Genomic DNA, 18496 nt, shown 5'->3' with positions numbered 1-18496 from the left:
GTGCCGGGCAATGTCTGTCGCTGGGATATATGCCCGTTCCGGAATGCATTCCGGAACGGGCATATATTTTGGCTTTCGTCCTTACTTTATCGGCAGTAAGTAGCGTAGGCGCATTTGTTAACCGCTAGGAACTGTGCGGAGCCTTTGTATAACCTGCACAGAGTTTCAGGAACCTTGTATTGGCTTCCACTTCGCCAATGCTGACCCGGACTCCCTCATTACCGAAGGCCCGGACAGATAGGGCCTGCTCGGCTGCCAACGCCGCAAACTCGCCGCTGTTCTCCCCCAAGTTCAACCAAACGAAGTTCCCCTGGGCCTCCGGCACGAACCATCCGAGAGCGCGGAGACCCGAAGTGACGCGGCCCCTCTCCTCCACCAGGCTTTGTACCCTTTCGACAACCTGGTCGAAATTCTCGAGGGATGTAATCGCTGCGCGTTCTGCAATTTGCGATACGGCGAAGGGGGTAGCTGTAACGCGAAGGTGCTGGGTGAGCTGCGGGCCGGAAACACTGTATCCAACCCGCAGTCCTGCCAACCCGTGGGCTTTGGAGAAAGTCCTCAGCACCACAACATTGGGGTATTTCCGGTAAAGCTTGATCCCGTCTACGGCGGCTTGGTCCCGGACGAATTCCTGGTAAGCCTCATCAATGACCACCACCACGTTGGGCGGCACCGACTGGATGAAGCGCTCCGTTTCCTCAGCCGTGAGGATGGGCCCGGTGGGGTTGTTCGGGGTGCAGAGCAAGATCACCTTGGTGCGCACCGTGACCGCCGCCGCCATGGTTTCGAGATCGTGACGGCCGTCGGGAAGCAACGGGATCTGCACGCTGGCCGCCCCCGCAAGGCCCACACAAATGGGGTAAGCCTCGAAGGAGCGCCAGGCGTAGATCACCTCGTCCGACTTGCCGTCATCATTCTGGCCCGCGAAGGTGGCAAGAATCTGGTTGAGCGCGCCGAGGCTTCCTGCACCGGTGACGACGTCGTCAGCAGGAACATCCAGGAAGTCAGCCAAAGCATTGCGCAGTTTGGTTGCCAAGGGGTCTGGGTAGCGGTTGATGTCAGTCTGATCCGCGATGGCCTGCAACACTGCAGGGATCGGAGGCAGCGGGTTTTCATTGGACGACAATTTGTAGCTGGTGAGGCCCTCGATCGCAGCGGGGGGTTTACCAGCCGCGTACTTGGGGAGCCTGTCCACGACCGGTCGAGGGAGTACGCCCTCCGGTGCGTTGTCAGTAGTAGTCATGGATTCAAGCCTACTTGCACCCTTGTGGCGTTTGGCATGTTCGGCAGCCAACGTTCATCCTCATCCAGTTGCCTTTCCATAGTGATGTCCCAGCCGAGCCACAGACGAGTATGAAAGCATGGGCGCATGGGTTCATTCATCGTTCGCGTCCTGATCAACGGCCTGGCTCTATGGATCGCCAGCTGGCTCTTGGATGGACTGGAGATCTCTTCCTCTGCCACTGAAAAGGCGGCAGCCAACGCCGGGATCACTGAAGGCGCGGATGCAGCGGGGATCGTCTTGGCGTACCTCTTCATCGGCCTGATTTTTGGAGTCGTCAACGCGTTCGTCCGCCCGCTGGTCAAGATTCTGTCCCTCCCCGTGACGATCCTGACCCTGGGGCTGTTTACGATCATCATCAATGCGGCAATGCTGTACCTGACAGCGTGGCTGAGCAGCTTCACGCCTGTGCACCTCACTATTGACTCGTTCTTCTGGACAGCCATCCTCGCCTCGATCATCATCAGCATCATCAGCGTGGTTGCCGGCCTGATCCCCGGGGCCCGCAAACGCTAGATGCAGTTCCCGCCGCTGGGCCTGTTCTCACTGTTGGCGCCGCACTAACCATTGGCACTGCAGTCACCATTGCGCTGTACTTACCGCGCTCCGGCCCCGGAACGTGTCTCGGGAAGATTGGGGTTCCGCAGGCTCGGCCTCTTGTCCGGCAAGGGTGACCGTTCCAGCTTGAAGTGCGTCACCTTTGCCGCGCCTCCCACACCAACAACACCCGCGAACACTGCCGTAGAAGCTGCAAGGGAGGCATCCTTACTCGCCGTGACCAATTCCGCGCCTTCGGCGTAGTTGTCGAGTCGGTGACCGGGACCCAGGCCGTGGTCTTCCCCCTCTGGCGTTTTGACTTCATTGTTCAGCGTCACCGTCACCCTGTCCTTGGTATCCGGGTTCACCCCGCCATCCGCACCCGCGACCGCGTCCTGGATGTGCTCCAGGTGCAACGCAGCAATTCCGGGTTCGGAGCTAATACCGCCAACTGGAGCCCCAGCCGTCAGGACATACCTGAGGTCGAATTCGCTCAGGAATGCCTTGTTCTGGCTGAGGTTCATGGCGTGCGCGCCACCTTGGCTGTGCCCCACTGCTACCACCTGGTCACCGGCTTCAGCGCCGGCTTCCCTCAACGCCTGACCAATGGCTGGCACGACTTCTTGAGAGTCGTAGCCGATGGCTTCACCAACACCCGGTATGTCGAAGGGATTTGTAAGCGGTGCTTTGGGTTGTGTTCCCGGAATCAACACCATCCACGAGGACGAGCCATCGTGGTCCAGCTGGATGATCTCAATTTCTCCATCGCCCCGGGCATGGAGTTTCTCGAGTCGCCGGATGCTCTGTGCCATGGATGGATCCACTTGCTCGATCGACTCGTCCATCTTCTCGATGCTCACCGGACGCGGCCTCAGTGCTGGAATCAGGGGCGACTCCAGCAGTCCCCGCATGATGTCCCGCGCCTCCATACCTGGCGGAATGATGGTTGTGACGACATTGTGCATCATGTCCCGGCCAGGTACCCAGGGTGTACCTGACATCTTCATCTCTTCAAACCTCAACATCCGCGGGAACTGATTTTTGGCCTCTGTTTGCAGGTAATCGTGATGACTGGAACGCACACTGGCGCTGACACCAACCAATTCCTGACGCACCCTGCCTACGTCTTGACCGCTTTCAGCCACCGCATCGATTGCGGCACACCCCGAGGCGTACGAGTCGAAGAGGTAAGGCCCCAAATCAGCCTGCACCCTGCGGGTTTCTTCTTCCACACCAATCAACTGCTGGACCAAGTCATCAAGGAGTGCGGCTCCACGCAGGAGCTCTTCCAACTGGCAGGACATTCCGCCCACTCCCCCACGGATGCTGAGGATCCCATCCGGGGCCGGGGCCATAGGTTGGGGAGCTGAACCCCCACCAACAGGAGCAACATCAGCCATCAGTGCCCCCTCCCATCGGAGACGGCGACGTTCTGTGAATGACGGAGAACCGAGGCGGCCGCATCTTCCAGTGATTCCCGTGCCCGCATCAGTGCTGAGGCGTGAAGAGCAATAGTTGTCCTGTAAGCACTTCCGGCCGGCGACTGCCACTCTTCCAACTGGGTCCGCCGCAAGGATGCCAGCACAGCATCCGTCTGATCCACGGAGGCCTTAATTCGCCAAGCGAGCCTCTGGACTTCGTGGCTGCGCGAGGCGCACTCCAGGGGATCGAAGGTGGGTGGGTTGGCTGCAGGCATCAAGCCGACGCTCATGTCCGTGTACTCCATTGATTGTTCTGCTGATCGGTAGGTACGACGCTACGGAGCCGGGGAACCGGGCGGAAGCGCCGCCGTCGGCTATGTGGATAACGCGGGCGGCTGTCCACATAGCCAAGTCACCAACTCGGGCGCCTCCACGGAACATGAAAGAATAGGCCCCATGGCTGAATCCCCTCGCGTGTCCCTCGCTTCCGAACCCCTCGCTCTTGGCGCCCTTGATGGCCGCTACCGTGCTGCCGTCGCGCCCCTCGTTGACTACTTGTCCGAGGCCGCATTGAACCGCGATCGCGTTCACGTTGAGGTTGAGTGGCTGATCCACCTGACCAGCCAGTCGGTGCTGCCCGGAGCAGGTCCCCTGACGGACGAGCAGGTTTCGCAGCTCCGTGCCATCGTCACCGAATTCAACGCCGCATCGGTCAACGAACTCGCCGAGATCGAGGCCGTCACGGTCCACGACGTCAAGGCAGTGGAGTACTACATCGGCCGTCGCCTGCCCGCGATTGGCATCGAAAACCTGACAGCCATGGTCCACTTCGGCTGCACCTCAGAGGACATCAACAACCTCTCTTACGCCGTTGGTATCAAGGGCGCCGTAGAGGACGTGTGGCTCCCCAACGCCAGCGCACTGGTCCAGCAGATCGAGGCCATGGCAGAAGCCAACCGCTCTGTGCCCATGCTGTCCCGTACCCACGGCCAGCCCGCCACGCCCACCACACTCGGCAAGGAACTGGCGGTCATCGCGCACCGCCTGAACCGCCAGCTGGCACGGATCGCCAAGACTGAATACCTCGGCAAGATCAACGGCGCCACGGGCACATACGCGGCACACGTTGCTTCCGTCCCGAGTGCCGACTGGGAAGCCGTTGCCAAGACCTTCGTCGAAGGACTGGGCCTCACCTGGAACCCGCTCACCACGCAGATCGAAAGCCACGATTGGCAGGCAGAGCTCTACGCCGATATTGCCCGCTTCAACCGCATCCTGCACAACGTCTGCACGGACATCTGGAGCTACATCTCCATCGGCTACTTCCGCCAGATTCCCGTTGCAGGTGCCACCGGTTCCTCCACCATGCCGCACAAGGTCAACCCGATCCGCTTCGAAAATGCCGAGGCCAACCTGGAAATCTCCAACGGCCTGCTGGACACCCTGGGCGCAACGCTGGTTACTTCCCGCTGGCAGCGCGACCTCACGGACTCCTCCTCACAGCGCAACATCGGCGTCGCCTTTGGTCACTCCCTGCTGGCAATCTCCAATGTCGCCAAGGGCCTCAAGGCCCTCGACGTCGCCGAGGAAGTCCTTGCTGGCGACCTCGACACCAACTGGGAAGTCCTGGGCGAAGCCATCCAGATGGTCATGCGAGCTGAAGCCATCGCCGGCGTGGAAGGCATGGAAAACCCCTACGAGCGCCTGAAGGACCTCACCCGGGGCCAGCGCGTAGATGGTGCCCGGATGCAGGAGTTCGTGCAGGGGCTCGGCCTCTCCGCCGACGCCGAAGCCCGCCTGCTCGCCCTCACCCCGGGCAAGTACACCGGCATCGCCGAAAAATTGGTGGACCACCTGAAGTAGCAGTCAACGCTCGACGACGGCGGGCCGGGGCTTGGTGCCTCGGCCCGCCGTCGGCGTTTAATTAGTGGGTCCCGGCTCTTTCCTGCCCACTTCGTCACCGAGCCATGCCCTTCCAGATGCGGAGAACCGGCGTGTCGGGGCGTTCGCTCGCGTTCACCGCTGATTGGCTGGAACCAACTGGGCGGGAACGCACGGCCAGGACAGATAAGGCAACAACGTAAGGAGCGGAGCACCCATGAAGCTCCTACTGATCAGGCACGGACAGACCCCCGGCAACGTTGCGGGCCAACTGGATACTGCCTTTCCTGGCCCGGGGCTGACGGAACTCGGCGAACGGCAAGCGGCCGCGCTCCCGGAGGCTCTTGCCGACGAGTCCATTCAGGCCCTCTACACCTCCACCCTGCTCCGGACGCAACGGACGGTGATACCGCTTGCGACGGCCACGGGACTTGAACCGGAAATCCTGAACGGTGTCCATGAGATTGAAGCTGGTTCGTTGGAGAAGAAGACGGATCATGAATCGCATTTGCGGTACATGAGCACGGTGTTCGCCTGGTCCGACGGCGACCTCGACGTTCGCATGCCGGGTGCCTTCAACGGCCACGACTTCTTTGCCCGCTTCGATGCCTCGGTGGAAAAGGTCGCGGCCGCGGGCCATTCGACGGCGGCCATCGTCAGCCATGGAGCCGCAATCCGCTGCTGGGCAGGTCGCAGGGCAGAGGATATCGACACTCTCTTCGCTGAAACCCATCAATTGCCCAATACGGGAACCGTGGCGCTGGAAGGCGATCCGGATTCAGGCTGGCGCGTGCTGCACTGGGACCAGATTCCCGTGGGTGGGCTAGCCTTGGCAGATCAGACGGCCGAGGACCCAACGGGCGAGGCATTGTGAGGCCCGCTCTGCGCGCCAAATCCACCCGAAAGTGCGCAGAGCAGGCCCCGCAATGCAGGAAATTCAGCAATTCTCCCGAAGCTTACGCGCAGGAAACACGGCGGTAACCACAGCTTCCTAGGCTTAAGACGCATAAACACCTCAGCGAAACCAAGCGAAATGAGGCATTGATGCAGACCAACCCCCGGCTCAACATCCGGCAGGTCACCTGGGCGAATCCGGTAGGCGCTGACCTCCGTGCAGCACAGCAAGCTGAACTGGATGCCCGGTTCGGGACCACGGATCACGAGCCCGGTCCCCCGCCCACCGAAGCTGACACTGCGGTTTTCGTTGTGGCTTACGAGAAATCCTCCGGACAACCGCTCGGATGCGGCGGCCTGAGGATGTTGGACGAGAACACAGCTGAGATCAAGCGTCTGTACGTGGTTCCCTATGCGCGGGGTTCAGGAGTCGCGAGCTCCATCCTGGCCGCGCTCGAAGCACAGGCCCACTCACACGGTTTCAGCGTGATAGCAGCTGAGGCAGGATCAGCCCAGTCTGATGGGCGGAGCTTCTACGTGAGTGCTGGATTCGCCGAAGTTCCCAATTTTGGACCATACATCGGTGTCAATGGGTCTTACTGCTACTCCAAGCGGATCAACTCCCACAGCGCCTCCCACACGGCGATGGCGTAGCCAACCGACAAGAAGCGTTGACAGAAACAACCAAGCGTCGCGCAACATCAAGCACACCCTGCGGTAGTCAGATAATCTCGGAAAATGGAAAAAGCAGACATCACCTTCCGCACCCGCAAATGGGTGCGGCCCGAGGACCTTAATGCCAACGGCACACTCTTCGGTGGAAGCCTGCTGAAGTGGATCGACGAAGAGGCAGCGATCTACGCCATCCTCCAGTTGGGCAATGGCCGCGCGGTCACCAAGTACATCTCCGAAATCAACTTCGTGAGCTCAGCGGTTCAGGGCGACCTCATAGAGATGGGGCTGACGGCCAAACGCTTCGGCCGCACCTCCTTGACCATGCGCGCCGAGGTCCGGAACATGATCACCCGGCAGAGCATCCTGACCATCGAGGAAATCGTGTTCGTGAACATGGGCGCCGATGGCCGCCCGCAGCCCCACGGTTACACGGAAATTACGTATGACCGGGACCGCATCCCCACGCATCACCTGACCGAAACCCTGCACGAGGACTGAACCACCCGCCGTCGGGCGTTACAGGTTAGACGAGTGTTGGCGAACGCCACGCAAACGGGTGCTGGCGGCCGCGAAAACGCGGCCGCCAGCTTGTATTTCCGGTGAGGGAGTGAATCACCGGAATCTGAGGGGCGCTTTAGCGCCGGTCGAACGTCAGGCCGCCGGGTACCTGGAACGTCGGCATGAGCTCAAGCATGCCCACGTTGACGTGGCGGGGCGTTTCGATAGCGTAGTCCAGGGCATTCACGATGTCGTCCGTGGTCAATGACTCGTAGCCCTCGTAGTACGTCTTCCAGGCTTCTTCCATGGCCTCGGGTGTGCCGCCCATATTCCGGCCGAAAATTTCTGTCTCCACGCGTCCCGGGCAAATCTCGGTGACGCGGATCCGCTTGCCGACGGTGTCGTTGCGAAGCTGGCGGGAGATCTGGTGCACGGCAGCCTTGGTGGCGTGATAAACGGTGTGGCCATAGAAGTTGTAGGTGCCGGCGATCGAGCTGATGTTGATGACGTGGCCAAGGTCCCGCTCCACCATGCCCGGCAGCACCAGGCGGGTGAGCTGAAGCAGGCCGCGGAGATTCACGTCCACGAGCTCGTCGATGTCCTCTTCGGACGAGTCCAGAATGTTCCCCGGCCGGGAAACCCCGGCGCAGTTCACCAGGACGTCCACGCTGAGGTCATTCACGACGGCGGCCAGCGCGGCTGTGTTGGTCAGGTCCACTACGTGCGGGATCGCCCCGGTGCGGTCGGCCAATTCGGCAAGGCGTTCCTCGTTGCGGGCCACGGCGTGAACCGTCAGGCCGCGCTTGGCGAGTCGTTCGGAAATGGCTGCACCCATTCCGGTTGACGCTCCGGTGACGAGAGCCGTGGTGTAGTCGGAAAAAGTCATTGGGTTCTCCAAACGTGGGGAATCGGTGGCGCTTCTGCGTCCGGCTGGGCCGGACGCAGAAGCCCAAAGGTCGGTAGGTAGTTGCTATGCGTCGCGCAGCGGCTCGTGGGCCCGGTCCTTGACCGTGCTGACGGCGATGAGCGTGCCGAGTGCCGTGATTACTGCGTAGAAGGCGGGCATGTAGATGTTGCCCGTGCTGCTGATAAGCCAGGTCATGAGAAGCGGAGCCGTGCCGCCGAAGAGTGCCGACGAGATGTTGTAACCCAGCCCGTAAGCCGAGTACCGGACCCGTGTGGGGAACAGTTCGACGATCAGGATGTGGATGACTGCGGTATGTCCAGCGAAGACGACTGCCATGATGCAGGCACCGAGGATTGCCAGGCCCATTTGGCCGGTTGCAATGAGGGCGTACGAGGGGATGCCGAGGGCTGCCATGGCGATGGCGGAACCGGCGATAACCTTCTTGCGCCCCACGCGATCCGACAGCGCACCCATGAACGGGATCGCGATGCAGATGACAACCAGGCTGCAGGCAGTCACCAGGAGCGCCTCGCCGATGGTGAAATTCAGCTGCTTGCCCTTGAGGAACGTGGGCATGTAGGAGAACAGGACGTAGTAGCCGGAGCCATTCATGAGCGGGATGAAGAGGGCCAGGAGCATGGCACGGCGGTGCTCGGCGGATTTGAAGGCTTCCTTCAGCGGGTTCTTGGAGAGTCCGCCCTCTTCCTTGAGCTTTACGAAGTTGGGGGTATCGGCGATGGCCTTGCGAATGTACCAACCAATGATGCCCATGGGGATGGCGACCAGGAATGGGATGCGCCATGCGAAGGAACCGAAGCCGCCTGCGTCAATGGCCGCCTGCGTGAGCCAGGGGGACATGGAGAACGCCACAAGCGTACCGGTGAGCAGTGCTGCGAAGGAGGCAATCTGCGCATAGGAGGTGATGATGCCGCGCTTACCCTCAGGGGCGTGCTCAGCGAGGAAGGTCATGGCACCGGCAGCCTCGCCGCCCACCGAGAAGCCCTGAAGCAGACGCAGGAGAACCAGCAGAATTGGAGCCGCAACACCAATGGCCGCGAATGGTGGCAAGAGTCCAATGCCGGCCGTGGCAACACTGATCAGGAGGATCACAAAGACCAGTAGCTTTTGCCTGCCGATCCGGTCTCCGAGGTAGCCACAAACAACAGCGCCGAGGGGCCGCACGAAGAACGAAACCGCGTATCCGGCGAACACGAAGAGCAAGGCGTTGTCCGGGTTTCCCGGGGCCAGGAAGACGAGCGCCAGCGTGCCCGCCATGAAGGCGAAAATGCCGTTGTCGTACAGTTCCACGAAGATGCCAACGCAACCGGCGGTGACAACTTTGCGGGTTTGGCGGCCCGTGAGCCGCTCATGCTGCGTGGGCGCAGCGTTGGTGCTTGCGGTCATGACTTTTCCTTACTAGATGAGCGTAGCAACGCCTACTGGTATGACGACAGGGTCTTTAGCTGCATGCCGCAACTGGTAGGTCCTGCCACTGGGGACGGCATCCGATGCCGAGGAGTCCGAAGACGGTGTTGACGGATTCGCGGAGGATTTCAAGCTGGGCCCGCGAGCGCCGATGGGCGGCAGTTGCTTCTGCCACTGTGGTTTTCCGAAAACGGACTTTGTCCCCTGGCCGTGCTTGGGCCAGGACATCCAGTCCGGCGCTGGTTACTACTGCGAGTACCGGATACCCGGCGGTGACGCCGCGTCCCCGGTGCAGTACCAGCAACTCTTCCCTTGAAGGAACCTCGACGGCGCCCACTGGCACGCCGCGGGAAAGCACCTCGCCGCTGGAGGTTCTTTCCGGAAGGTCTCCGCCAAGTCGCAGGCCGATGTGGTTGCTGCGGCCGCTGACGGTGTACTCCGAAGTGAAGAGCAGTTCACCGGATTCGCCAAACTCGGCGATGTCCGGTCCGTCGGTCACATCTACCGACAGGTCTGATCCCATCGTTGGCCGTTCAAGGCCCAACCGGAAAAGGGGGAGGTCGAAGTAAGGCTGGCGTACCGGCCCCACGCTCCGACGGATGGGAAGGCTGGTACCTTCCTTGAGCTGGAGTCCAAAGCCCACCACGGTGTCCGGGGCTACACTGCCAAGCAGCGTGTCTGCCTCGATGGAACCATGGATAGCGAGGTAGGCGCGCAGTCCGCCATGAAGTCGACGAACGGACACTGATTCTCCCGCCCTCACTGACACCGGTTCCCATTGGCTCGATGGGCGACCGGCGACGGTGAGCGTGAGAGGGGTTCCGGTGACTGCGATCAGGATGTCAGTGGTGGCTTTCATCCGAAAGTCGAGGGCCGTGATCTCCACCAACGGATCGTTGTCCAAATTGCCCACCAAAATGTTGGCCGCTCGGGCTGAGTACTGGTCCAAAGCTCCGTTAACCGGCAACCCGAAACGGGGGCCGCGTGTACGTCCGAGGTCCGTGACGACCGAGTTGCCGGGCTGCTGGATCAGGATTCCGCCGTTCATGGCCGCACTCCCGATCCCGAGGGAGCCAGCTCCAGCGGAGCCAACTCCAGCGGCTCCAATTCCAGGCCTGCGTAATTGTTGAAGTCCTCGGGACGGATCTCCCGGAAACGGAGGATGTCGCCCGGCTTGTACGGGACCAACGGTTCCCGGCGGATGTTCAGGACTGACAAGGGGGTTTGGCCAATGACACACCAGCCACCGGGGGCCACAGCCGGAGCGATGACGGCTTGGCGGCCGGCGACTGCAACAGCACCTGCCGGAACACTCAGCCTGGGATCTTTGAGGCGGGGTACGGGCTTGGGGAACGCGGGCCCGTCCATCATGGGCGAACCTGCAGGCGCACCCAGGCAACGAACCGTGTACGTCTTTTCGGTGTGGAGCCGGATGACTTCCTCGGTATCAATCCCCTGATACAGCGCAACGCACTCCAGGTCCGGCCCGTAATGGCCGCCATAGACCACGGGAACATCGAACTCGCGGGGAGCCGTTGCCGGTTCTCCCGCACGTCCAATTTCAAGCAGTCCGAGTTTCACGAATGCCCGTACCTGCCGGGCGGAAACCAGAACGGGATCGAATTCAACGAGTACCGAATCGTATGTGGGAACCGCACCGTGAAGGCCCTCGGCGCCGCAGCTTTCCAGCCAGTCTGCAAGGCGGTGAACGGTCAGCCAGTTGTCTTCACTGGCCTGCGAGATCGCGACTACACGCAGTGCGGAGTCTCCGGATTCGTAGACTTCGGTGGGGACCGCTGTAAGCACGGACATGTCAGGCCGCCTTCCTCTTGGCATCCATGACCTCGGCGAGCGGGGCGAGGCGGACACCTGCAGAGATGAGCTCCGAGCGGATCAAGCGGGCGAGTTTGACGGCACCGGGGTTGTCCCCGTGCAGGAGGACGGTGTCGACGTCGATATCCATGTCCACGCCGTTGGCGGAGCGGATCTTCCCGTCGACCACCATGCGCAGGGTCCGATCCAGGATCTCTACGGGATCATGCAATACGGCACCGGGCTGGCTGCGGGGTACCAACGTGCCGTTCTCCTGGTAGGCGCGATCCACGATACCTACGATTGCAACACCGAGTCCGGCGACACGGGCGGCGGTGGCCAGTTCACCTTCCTGCGCCACGACGATGAGTTCGCTATCCACCCGCGCTGCCGCCTCCGCAACAGCCTGGGCGTAGTCGGCGCGCACTGCCACCAGGTTGCCGAGCCGACCGTGCGGCGCGAGATGGGTGACCTTAGTGCCGTGGAACGCGGCGAAACCGTTGAGCGCACCCAACTGGTAGAGCACATCGTTCTGAACCTCGCTGGCGGAGAGGGCCATATCGCGCCGGCCGAAACCTCGCAGGTCCGGGAAGCTCGGATGCGCACCGATGCCAACCCCACGGCGAACACATTCAGCAACAGTGGTTGCCATAATGTCCGGATCACCTGCGTGGAACCCGCACGCAACATTGGCGCTTGTGACGATCTCCAGGAGGTCGGAGTCGTCGCCAATGGTGTAGGCGCCAAATCCCTCTCCGAGATCCGCTACAAGATCAATTGTCGGGTTCACGTGATTCTCTTTCCGTGATTGTCATTCGTAGGGAGAAAAGCGGGCAACTGTCTCCGCAGGGGATAAATGAATTCCAGGGAAATACCCTGCGATTTCTGCAATCAGCACCGCTGCCCTGAAGTTCTTCCAAAAGTCTCGCACCGCCCAACGACGTTGCACAAAGACCTAATAGCTATCCCGTAATAGCTCTCCGTTATGACGTGCACCACCCTGTACCGTGGCGTGGGTCCCAGTGCTGCCGGATAGAATTTCCTTATGGCATGCCACCCGGGGACGTGGCCCCTCCAGGAAGGCAGACATGGATACGCGCAAACTCGCATACTTCGTGCAAATCGTTGACTCCGGGAGCATCACCAAGGCAGCCGCTGCCCTCCATGTTGCCCAGCCGGCCCTTAGTCAGCAGGTGTCTGCGCTGGAAAACGACCTCAAGCAGCGCCTGCTGATCCGCAGCAAGCAAGGCGTTGAACCCACCGCAGCGGGACACACCCTCTACCGCCACGCCCAGTCGATTCTGCGCCTGGTTGAACAGGCCCGGCAGGACGTGGCCACCTCAGGCGCCGCACCCTCCGGCAGGGTTTCCATCGCGATCGCGCCCTACAGTATGGCGTCGAGCCTCACGCCCAGGATCATCAGCGAAGTCGGCCGACGCTACCCGGACATCGTGCTCCACCTGACCGAAATTTTCGGCGGCGTCCTGAGCGAGGCCATCAAGAACGGACGCCTCGACATGGCACTGATCTATGAGCCGGGAAAGATCCGGGGCGTGCAATTTACCACCATGATCGTCGAAGACCTCCACCTGGTGGTCCACCCTGATGTGGATGTCAACCACGGCAAGGACACAGTCACTCTTGCGGAAGCGAGCACGGTGGGCCTGTTCCTTCCGGAGAAGAACCACACTTTGCGCCAAATCATCGAGAAGGGCCTGGCAGATCACGAGCTACCGCTCCGCCTGGTGGGCGAAGTGGAGTCCGTACCCTCCTTGACCAGACTCATCCAGGCAAACCTTGGCGGCACGGTCCTGCCCAAGTCTGCAGCCGATGCCCTCTTCCCGGACCAGGACTTCAAGGTGCTGCGGATCGTTGAGCCCGGGCTGCAAAGCAAAATCGCCCTCTGCACTCCGGACCACGAGCCACTGTCCGAAGCCGCCTCGGCGGTGCTCTTGGTGGTCAAGGAGATGCTGCATCAACAACTCATCAGCAAGTACGGCGCCGACCCCGTGCAGTTGCCAGCCCATCCATAACAAACACTTATCCGGAGAGACAGCTTTGGTCTTATTCAGCAGCGTTTTAATTTCCTAGTATCGAATTAGCAAGAAATTCGAAGCAGCTCACGGATTCCGCGGGCAAGTTCAAAGGAAACAACGGTGAAAAGGATCAGCACAACCGGATGGGTTTCGAATCCAACCCGCGGAACGATGAGCGCACGAACAGGATTTCACTGCCCACGAAATGGCTTTTGGCGTCCGACCGGCGGCATTGGTGAACCACTGTTCGTCTTTGAGGGAAGCTTGATGCCCGCCCACGCCGGCAACAGCATCGAATGGCACTTGGTGGACACCCGCCCCGGACACGCCGGACTCGACTGAGCCCCTCAGGCCCAAGCCTCCCGCGAAACCCGGCCAGCCGCCGTCGTACGTCAACAAAGTCGTACATCAACCAAATCTGCAGCACCCCAAGGCGCCCTGCCACTGGCAAGGCGCCTTTCCCATGCCCGATTGCGGCGTCAAGAAGGGCCGGCCGCAACGCCTCTTACGACGCGCGACCGGCCCATTGCCGACGGTTAGTCCTCGACCAGGAGGCCCTTCTCCTTGAGCTTCTCCGCCAGGCCGCAGAGCTCAATGGTGTTGCCGCCATCGTGGTACAGCTTGATGAGTTCACGCTCATGGTCGTCGCGGGCCTGGGACAAAGCGATGACTTCCTCGGCCTCCTCACGGCGGACAACCACCACACCGTCGGCGTCACCGCGAAGGATGTCGCCCGGGTAGATGATTTCGTCGCCGAAGACGAGTGGATGATTGATCGGGCCGAGCGTTTCCTTGACTGTGCCCTTGATACTGATACTGCCCGAAAAGACGGGCAGGCCCAGCTCGATCAGGTCCTGCGTATCCCGCACACCGGAATCGGTGACCATCGCGGCAATGCCCTTGGCCTTCATGGCGTTGCCAAGAACATCGCCGAAAGTGCCGGCCTCAGCCATTTCCTTGGCACTCACAAGGACCACATCGCCGGCCTGCGCATAGTGGATGGCGACCTGGAGCATCAGGTTGTCCTGCGGTGCACAAGCGACCGTGACGGCCGGTCCGCAGAACGACATGGAGCGGTCGATCGGTTTGATCCTGGAGCTCAAAGCCCCTCGACGGCCCTGTGCCTCGTGAATGGTCGCCGAGGAAAAGGCAGCGAGGCGGCTAACGACGTCGGCGGCCGGGCGCTCAAACTTGGTCTTAACGTGGATCATTTCGGGTTCCTTCAGTTGAGGGCGTTAACGGCGTCGCGGATCGAGTCCACGCCGGCATTGATGGTCTCCAGCGAAGTCGCGAAGGAGATCCTGAAGTATGGGCCCAACCCGTAAGCCGAACCCTGAATGACAGCGACGCGGGCAGCGTCCAGCAAGTAAAGCGTGAAGTCCTGGTCGTTCTCGATGACGTTGCCGTTGGGCGTGGTCTTACCAATGACGCCCGAGCAGTTCACGTACGCGTAGAAGGCACCCTCTGCTGGAGAAACGGAAAGCCCATTGATGGCGTTCAAACCCTCGACGGCGGCGTCCCGGCGTTTGCGGTACACCTCCACACTGTCGCGGACGAAGGATTGATCACCGTTCAGCGCCGCTACGGCCGCGGCCTGGCTGATGGACGACGGGCACGAGGAGGTCTGCGATTGCAGTTTGTTCATGGCCGCGATCAAAGGGGCCGGGCCGACGCCGTAGCCAAGGCGCCAGCCGGTCATGGCGTACGCCTTGGATACGCCGTTGACCAGGAGGATCCGGTCCATGAGCGCCGGCACAGCAGTGACCAGACTGGTGACGCGGCCATCGCCGAAGTGAATTTCGTCGTAGATTTCGTCAGTGAGGATAAGGACGTGCGGGTGCTCCTCAAGGACGGCTCCGAGTGCCTGCAGTTCCTCGCGGGAATACACGGCACCGGTCGGGTTGGACGGAGCGTTGAGGATGAGCCACTTTGTTTTGGGGGTGATGGCTTTTCCCAGGGCAGCCGGGGTCAGTTTGAAGCCTGCATCCTCCCCGCACGGGACGATCACCGGGGTGCCATCGTTGGCGAGGACCATGTCTGGATAGGAAACCCAGTACGGCGCCGGCACGATCACTTCGTCGCCTGCATTGAGCGAGGCCATGAGCGCAACGTAGAGGACCTGCTTGGCACCCCCACCCACGGTCAACTGGTTCGGCTCGTAGTGGTGGCCAGTGTGACTTTCGATCTTGCGCAGGATGGCGGTCTGCAGCTCCGGCGACCCGGTCACCGAGGTGTACTTGGTCTCGCCGGCCTTGATCGCCTCGATGGCTGCGGCCTTGATGTGGTCAGGGGTGTCGAAGTCCGGCTCGCCGACGGTCAAGTCGATGATCGGGATGCCTTCAGCTTTTAGTTCGCGGACGCGGGCGGCGGCCGCAACGCTGGCTGAGGACTTGATGCGGGTGACCCTCGACGCCGGCAGGTAGTCGGACATGTCTCCTCCAGGAATGTGGAACCCAGGACGCGCGGATTCACGCATCCCCTTTTTCGAGACTAGGGATCCGCGAGCGCTGTGGATAAGACCTAATGTGCGTGGATCAATAAGGGACACTTATGACGCGCGGCCCCGACCCTGCGCTCCCGCGCAACTCAACCGTTGAGGGTCCGGCCTATAACGGGTAGAACGGAGGCATGACCGACGTGAACTCGTGGATGAGCCAATACATAAGCGCGTGGACCTCGAACGATCCCGACGACATCCGGGCATTGTTCACTGAGGACGCCATCTATTACGACAGGCCGAACACGGAATCCCCGTGGAACGGCCATGAAGAAATCGTTACAGCGTGGTTGGAGGCCGGGGATAAGCCCGATGACTGGACCTTCGAATGGACGCTCCTTGGCCAGGACGGAGATACGGCTTTTGTCCAGGCCGTGACGACGTACCTCAACGATCAGCCCACCTACGACAACCTTTGGGTCATCCGCTTTGCCGAGGACGGCCGTGCGCGCGAATTCACGGAGTGGTACATGGCCAGGAAAGACACTCCCGCGGAACCCAGCTAGTACGAAAGCAGTGCGGGTGAGGATGGCCAGCCCGCTCACCCGCCACCGGAGTCAGTAGCGGGATGGCTTGCTGATCAGGACATTCTCGTGGACCTGGGTCCAGCCCCGGTATTCCGGTCGGTTGGCGTCGACGCCGTCGTTGATGAGCTTCGCCTCTGTACCGTCCCCGCCGGAGATGGTGACGATCTGCTCGCTTGTCGCGACCGCTGCGCAACCCGCCCTCCACCGCTCCGGGAGTCCTACAGGTACCGCAATCAAGCAGACAGCCCCGGAAGTGGAACTTTTAGCTCCGAAGTACTTCACGTCGTCGAAGGTCGCCAGCAACCGGGCTGTCCCGGCCTCGACGTTCAGATCCACGCCGGTAAGGCTCACGGACTCCGGAAGCTTGTCCTCCGCCGTCGCTTCCCGGTTCAGAGCTTTCAACCCGGCCGGAGCCGAACAGCCAGTAAACGCAAGCGCGGCAACTACGGAAAACACAGCTATCGCACGACGATTCATAGCGCTGCCCCCTCAGGCTCTGGTTCGTCGAGCCTAACCCATCCGGGCAGGTCAGTAGCTGTCGCGATCCGCCGTTTCGGACACGGGAATGAACGTCGAAGCGAAACCTTCGGACGCCCGGGCCAGGACAGAAACATCGGCGCCGACCAGCACAAAGGAGGCCCCGGCGTCGAGATAGGCGCGCGCGGTGGACTCGTTGAAGGCGTTCACGCCTGCTGGCTTGCCGGCCGCTTTGGCGGCCTCGAGGCAATGCTCGACGACAGCCCTCACCAAGGGATTTTCCTGCTGTCCCAGCAAACCCATGGAAGCTGCGAGGTCCGAGGGGCCAAGGAAGATACCGTCCACGCCGTCGACGGCCAGGATCTCCTCCACCGCCGAAGCCGCTGCCTCTGATTCAATCTGAACCGTGAGGCTGATCGATTCTGAAGCCGCAGCAAGGTAGTCAGGAACGCGGTTCCAGCGCGAAGCCCTGGCCAATGCCGAACCCACACCGCGAACGCCCAGCGGCGGATAGCGGACGGCGGAAACTGCGGACGCCGCTTCGAACGCGGAATTCACCATGGGAATCAGGAGGTTCTGCACGCCGAGGTCAAGGTATTGCTTGATGACTACGGTGTCGTTGACCGGCGGCCGGACCATGGCCTGGACGGGGTAGCCACTCACGGCATGGAGCTGCGCGAGGATCGATTCCAGACCGTTGGGGCTATGCTCGGCGTCGATCAGAAGCCAGTCCAACCCGGATCCCGCACAGACCTCAGCCACCAACGGACTACCCGAACAGACCCACATGCCAGCCAACGGACGGCCGGCCTCTGAGAGTGCTGAATAGAAGGTGGGGCTCAGTCGAAATTGCATGTCACGACTCCCAAAGGTCCGTAGTCCGCGTGTACGGTATCACCTTTGTACACCCACATGGGGCGGGTAAACGAGCCCGCGAGGATAATATCTCCGGCCTTCATCGAGTCCCCGTGGGCGGCGATTTTGTTGGCCAGCCAGTGGACGCCGTTGGCCGGGTGATCCAGCACTCCGGCTGCCACTCCGGTCTCTTCCACGGTCTGGTTTTTGTACAGAATCGCGGAGACCCAGCGGAGGTCGACGGCGTCGGGACGCACTGGTCGGCCACCTATCACCATGGCCCCCATGGCGGCATTGTCCGAAATGGTGTCCACGATGGTCCGGCCCTCCATTTCGATCCTGGAGTCCAGGATTTCGAGGGCCGGAACAACGTAGTCGGTGGCGTTGAGGACGTCGAAAATGGTGCAGCCAGGGCCCTTGAGGCCGTCCTTCAGGACGAACGCGAGCTCCACCTCTACGCGAGGGTGCGTGTACTGGTCCCATTGCACGGAGCAGCCGGTTTCCAAGACCATGTCATCGAAGATCGCCCCGTAGTCCGGCTCGGTAATCCCGGTAGCGGCCTGCATTGCTTTGGACGTGAGGCCGATCTTGCGCCCCACCAACGTTCGCCCGGCTTCTTCGTTCCGTCGCCGCCACAACTGCTGGACGGCATAGGAGTCCTCCACCGTCATGTCAGGGTAGCGGGCGGTGAGGCGCGGGACCGGTTTGCGGTTCCGGCCGGCATCGAGCAGTTCGTCGGCAATGGCTTCGATCGTCTTCGCGTCCATCATGG

20 protein-coding genes are annotated in these 18496 nt (G+C 61.5%); 7 read left to right on the top strand and 13 right to left on the bottom strand.

Annotated features, from left to right (window positions below; all coding sequences use genetic code 11):
* Positions 1-124: 124 nt before the first annotated feature.
* Entirely contained in the window at positions 125-1243 is a 1119-nt protein-coding gene (locus tag AC1DCM_RS06260; protein ID WP_477517684.1) for a histidinol-phosphate transaminase, read from the bottom strand.
* A 126-nt stretch (positions 1244-1369) separates the two neighbouring features.
* Between AC1DCM_RS06260 and AC1DCM_RS06255 the strand changes: the two genes are divergently transcribed.
* Entirely contained in the window at positions 1370-1798 is a 429-nt protein-coding gene (locus AC1DCM_RS06255) for a phage holin family protein (protein ID WP_442004407.1), read from the top strand.
* An 80-nt stretch (positions 1799-1878) separates the two neighbouring features.
* Here AC1DCM_RS06255 and AC1DCM_RS06250 read toward each other — a convergent pair whose 3' ends face one another.
* Entirely contained in the window at positions 1879-3219 is a 1341-nt protein-coding gene (locus AC1DCM_RS06250; RefSeq protein WP_477517683.1) for a hypothetical protein, read from the bottom strand.
* Positions 3219-3530, bottom strand: coding sequence for a hypothetical protein (locus tag AC1DCM_RS06245; protein WP_431117094.1), 312 nt, complete (start codon positions 3528-3530; stop codon positions 3219-3221). The genes AC1DCM_RS06250 and AC1DCM_RS06245 overlap by 1 nt, the downstream gene beginning before the upstream one ends.
* 166 nt (positions 3531-3696) lie before the next feature.
* Here AC1DCM_RS06245 and purB point away from each other — a divergent pair, with 166 nt between their 5' ends.
* From purB to AC1DCM_RS06225, 4 genes are all read left to right on the top strand, one after another.
* The gene (purB, locus tag AC1DCM_RS06240) at positions 3697-5103 is read left to right on the top strand and encodes an adenylosuccinate lyase (protein ID WP_477517682.1); all 1407 of its coding nucleotides are present in this window, start codon (positions 3697-3699) and stop codon (positions 5101-5103) included.
* Positions 5104-5338: 235 nt separating this feature from the next.
* Positions 5339-5995, top strand: coding sequence for a histidine phosphatase family protein (locus tag AC1DCM_RS06235; RefSeq protein ID WP_477517681.1), 657 nt, complete (start codon positions 5339-5341; stop codon positions 5993-5995).
* Between the two features lie 170 nt (positions 5996-6165).
* Positions 6166-6669 carry a GNAT family N-acetyltransferase gene (locus tag AC1DCM_RS06230; RefSeq protein WP_477517680.1) on the top strand — a complete coding sequence of 168 codons (504 nt, stop codon included), beginning with the start codon at positions 6166-6168 and terminating at the stop codon, positions 6667-6669.
* 84 nt (positions 6670-6753) lie between these two features.
* Complete coding sequence (locus AC1DCM_RS06225; RefSeq protein ID WP_224093181.1) at positions 6754-7188, top strand: acyl-CoA thioesterase; 435 nt, start codon at positions 6754-6756, stop codon at positions 7186-7188.
* Between the two features lie 136 nt (positions 7189-7324).
* Here the strand turns inward: AC1DCM_RS06225 and AC1DCM_RS06220 are convergent, their stop codons facing one another.
* The 5 genes from AC1DCM_RS06220 to AC1DCM_RS06200 all read right to left on the bottom strand — a co-directional run bounded on the left by AC1DCM_RS06220 (position 7325) and on the right by AC1DCM_RS06200 (position 12122).
* Positions 7325-8074 (bottom strand): SDR family oxidoreductase, encoded by a 750-nt coding sequence (locus AC1DCM_RS06220; protein WP_442019317.1) that lies wholly within the window; start codon positions 8072-8074, stop codon positions 7325-7327.
* Between the two features lie 84 nt (positions 8075-8158).
* Positions 8159-9499, bottom strand: coding sequence for an MFS transporter (locus AC1DCM_RS06215; RefSeq protein WP_442004401.1), 1341 nt, complete (start codon positions 9497-9499; stop codon positions 8159-8161).
* Positions 9500-9554: 55 nt separating this feature from the next.
* Positions 9555-10568, bottom strand: coding sequence for a 5-oxoprolinase subunit C family protein (locus tag AC1DCM_RS06210; RefSeq protein WP_477517679.1), 1014 nt, complete (start codon positions 10566-10568; stop codon positions 9555-9557).
* Positions 10565-11332 (bottom strand): 5-oxoprolinase subunit B family protein, encoded by a 768-nt coding sequence (locus AC1DCM_RS06205; RefSeq protein WP_477517678.1) that lies wholly within the window; start codon positions 11330-11332, stop codon positions 10565-10567. The genes AC1DCM_RS06210 and AC1DCM_RS06205 overlap by 4 nt, the downstream gene beginning before the upstream one ends.
* A 1-nt stretch (position 11333) precedes the next feature.
* Positions 11334-12122, bottom strand: a complete 789-nt coding sequence (locus AC1DCM_RS06200; protein WP_477517677.1) for a LamB/YcsF family protein — start codon at positions 12120-12122, stop codon at positions 11334-11336.
* Between the two features lie 298 nt (positions 12123-12420).
* On the opposite strand from AC1DCM_RS06200, the gene AC1DCM_RS06195 reads away from it, so the two are divergent.
* Entirely contained in the window at positions 12421-13365 is a 945-nt protein-coding gene (locus AC1DCM_RS06195) for a LysR substrate-binding domain-containing protein (RefSeq protein ID WP_442019312.1), read from the top strand.
* 539 nt (positions 13366-13904) lie between these two features.
* Here AC1DCM_RS06195 and AC1DCM_RS06190 read toward each other — a convergent pair.
* On the bottom strand, positions 13905-14579 hold the full coding sequence (locus AC1DCM_RS06190) for a 4-carboxy-4-hydroxy-2-oxoadipate aldolase/oxaloacetate decarboxylase (RefSeq protein ID WP_477517676.1): 675 nt from the start codon (positions 14577-14579) through the stop codon (positions 13905-13907).
* A gap of 11 nt (positions 14580-14590) precedes the next feature.
* Positions 14591-15799, bottom strand: coding sequence for an aspartate transaminase (locus AC1DCM_RS06185; RefSeq protein ID WP_477517675.1), 1209 nt, complete (start codon positions 15797-15799; stop codon positions 14591-14593).
* A gap of 197 nt (positions 15800-15996) precedes the next feature.
* Here AC1DCM_RS06185 and AC1DCM_RS06180 point away from each other — a divergent pair, with 197 nt between their 5' ends.
* Positions 15997-16371, top strand: coding sequence for a nuclear transport factor 2 family protein (locus tag AC1DCM_RS06180; protein ID WP_442019035.1), 375 nt, complete (start codon positions 15997-15999; stop codon positions 16369-16371).
* A gap of 51 nt (positions 16372-16422) precedes the next feature.
* Here the strand turns inward: AC1DCM_RS06180 and AC1DCM_RS06175 are convergent, their stop codons facing one another.
* Genes AC1DCM_RS06175 through hpaH form a run of 3 tightly spaced genes read right to left on the bottom strand, consistent with a single transcriptional unit; the run spans position 16423 to position 18494 of the window.
* Positions 16423-16869: a hypothetical protein gene (locus tag AC1DCM_RS06175; RefSeq protein ID WP_442019034.1), complete on the bottom strand. Its 447-nt coding sequence runs from the start codon at positions 16867-16869 to the stop codon at positions 16423-16425.
* A 51-nt stretch (positions 16870-16920) separates the two neighbouring features.
* Positions 16921-17724, bottom strand: a complete 804-nt coding sequence (locus AC1DCM_RS06170; protein ID WP_442004391.1) for an HpcH/HpaI aldolase family protein — start codon at positions 17722-17724, stop codon at positions 16921-16923.
* Positions 17709-18494, bottom strand: coding sequence for a 2-oxo-hept-4-ene-1,7-dioate hydratase (gene hpaH, locus AC1DCM_RS06165; RefSeq protein WP_442019033.1), 786 nt, complete (start codon positions 18492-18494; stop codon positions 17709-17711). The genes AC1DCM_RS06170 and hpaH overlap by 16 nt, the downstream gene beginning before the upstream one ends.
* Between the last annotated feature and the right edge of the window lie 2 nt (positions 18495-18496).

The sequence above is a fragment of the Paenarthrobacter sp. 10N417 genome (genome assembly GCF_056394745.1).
The sequence above is the reverse complement of the archived record's forward strand: the minus strand, read 5'-3'. Positions and strand labels throughout refer to the sequence as shown.

Bases quoted from the DNA above. Each gene is read 5' to 3' on its own strand.
- AC1DCM_RS06260 (WP_477517684.1), bottom strand. From the start codon at position 1,243: ATGACTACTACTGACAACGCACCGGAGGGCGTACTCCCTCGACCGGTC.
- AC1DCM_RS06255 (WP_442004407.1), top strand. From the start codon at position 1,370: ATGGGTTCATTCATCGTTCGCGTCCTGATCAACGGCCTGGCTCTATGG.
- AC1DCM_RS06250 (WP_477517683.1), bottom strand. From the start codon at position 3,219: ATGGCTGATGTTGCTCCTGTTGGTGGGGGTTCAGCTCCCCAACCTATG.
- AC1DCM_RS06245 (WP_431117094.1), bottom strand. From the start codon at position 3,530: ATGAGCGTCGGCTTGATGCCTGCAGCCAACCCACCCACCTTCGATCCC.
- purB (WP_477517682.1), top strand. From the start codon at position 3,697: ATGGCTGAATCCCCTCGCGTGTCCCTCGCTTCCGAACCCCTCGCTCTT.
- AC1DCM_RS06235 (WP_477517681.1), top strand. From the start codon at position 5,339: ATGAAGCTCCTACTGATCAGGCACGGACAGACCCCCGGCAACGTTGCG.
- AC1DCM_RS06230 (WP_477517680.1), top strand. From the start codon at position 6,166: ATGCAGACCAACCCCCGGCTCAACATCCGGCAGGTCACCTGGGCGAAT.
- AC1DCM_RS06225 (WP_224093181.1), top strand. From the start codon at position 6,754: ATGGAAAAAGCAGACATCACCTTCCGCACCCGCAAATGGGTGCGGCCC.
- AC1DCM_RS06220 (WP_442019317.1), bottom strand. From the start codon at position 8,074: ATGACTTTTTCCGACTACACCACGGCTCTCGTCACCGGAGCGTCAACC.
- AC1DCM_RS06215 (WP_442004401.1), bottom strand. From the start codon at position 9,499: ATGACCGCAAGCACCAACGCTGCGCCCACGCAGCATGAGCGGCTCACG.
- AC1DCM_RS06210 (WP_477517679.1), bottom strand. From the start codon at position 10,568: ATGAACGGCGGAATCCTGATCCAGCAGCCCGGCAACTCGGTCGTCACG.
- AC1DCM_RS06205 (WP_477517678.1), bottom strand. From the start codon at position 11,332: ATGTCCGTGCTTACAGCGGTCCCCACCGAAGTCTACGAATCCGGAGAC.
- AC1DCM_RS06195 (WP_442019312.1), top strand. From the start codon at position 12,421: ATGGATACGCGCAAACTCGCATACTTCGTGCAAATCGTTGACTCCGGG.
- AC1DCM_RS06190 (WP_477517676.1), bottom strand. From the start codon at position 14,579: ATGATCCACGTTAAGACCAAGTTTGAGCGCCCGGCCGCCGACGTCGTT.
- AC1DCM_RS06185 (WP_477517675.1), bottom strand. From the start codon at position 15,799: ATGTCCGACTACCTGCCGGCGTCGAGGGTCACCCGCATCAAGTCCTCA.
- AC1DCM_RS06180 (WP_442019035.1), top strand. From the start codon at position 15,997: ATGACCGACGTGAACTCGTGGATGAGCCAATACATAAGCGCGTGGACC.
- AC1DCM_RS06175 (WP_442019034.1), bottom strand. From the start codon at position 16,869: ATGAATCGTCGTGCGATAGCTGTGTTTTCCGTAGTTGCCGCGCTTGCG.
- AC1DCM_RS06170 (WP_442004391.1), bottom strand. From the start codon at position 17,724: ATGCAATTTCGACTGAGCCCCACCTTCTATTCAGCACTCTCAGAGGCC.
- hpaH (WP_442019033.1), bottom strand. From the start codon at position 18,494: ATGATGGACGCGAAGACGATCGAAGCCATTGCCGACGAACTGCTCGAT.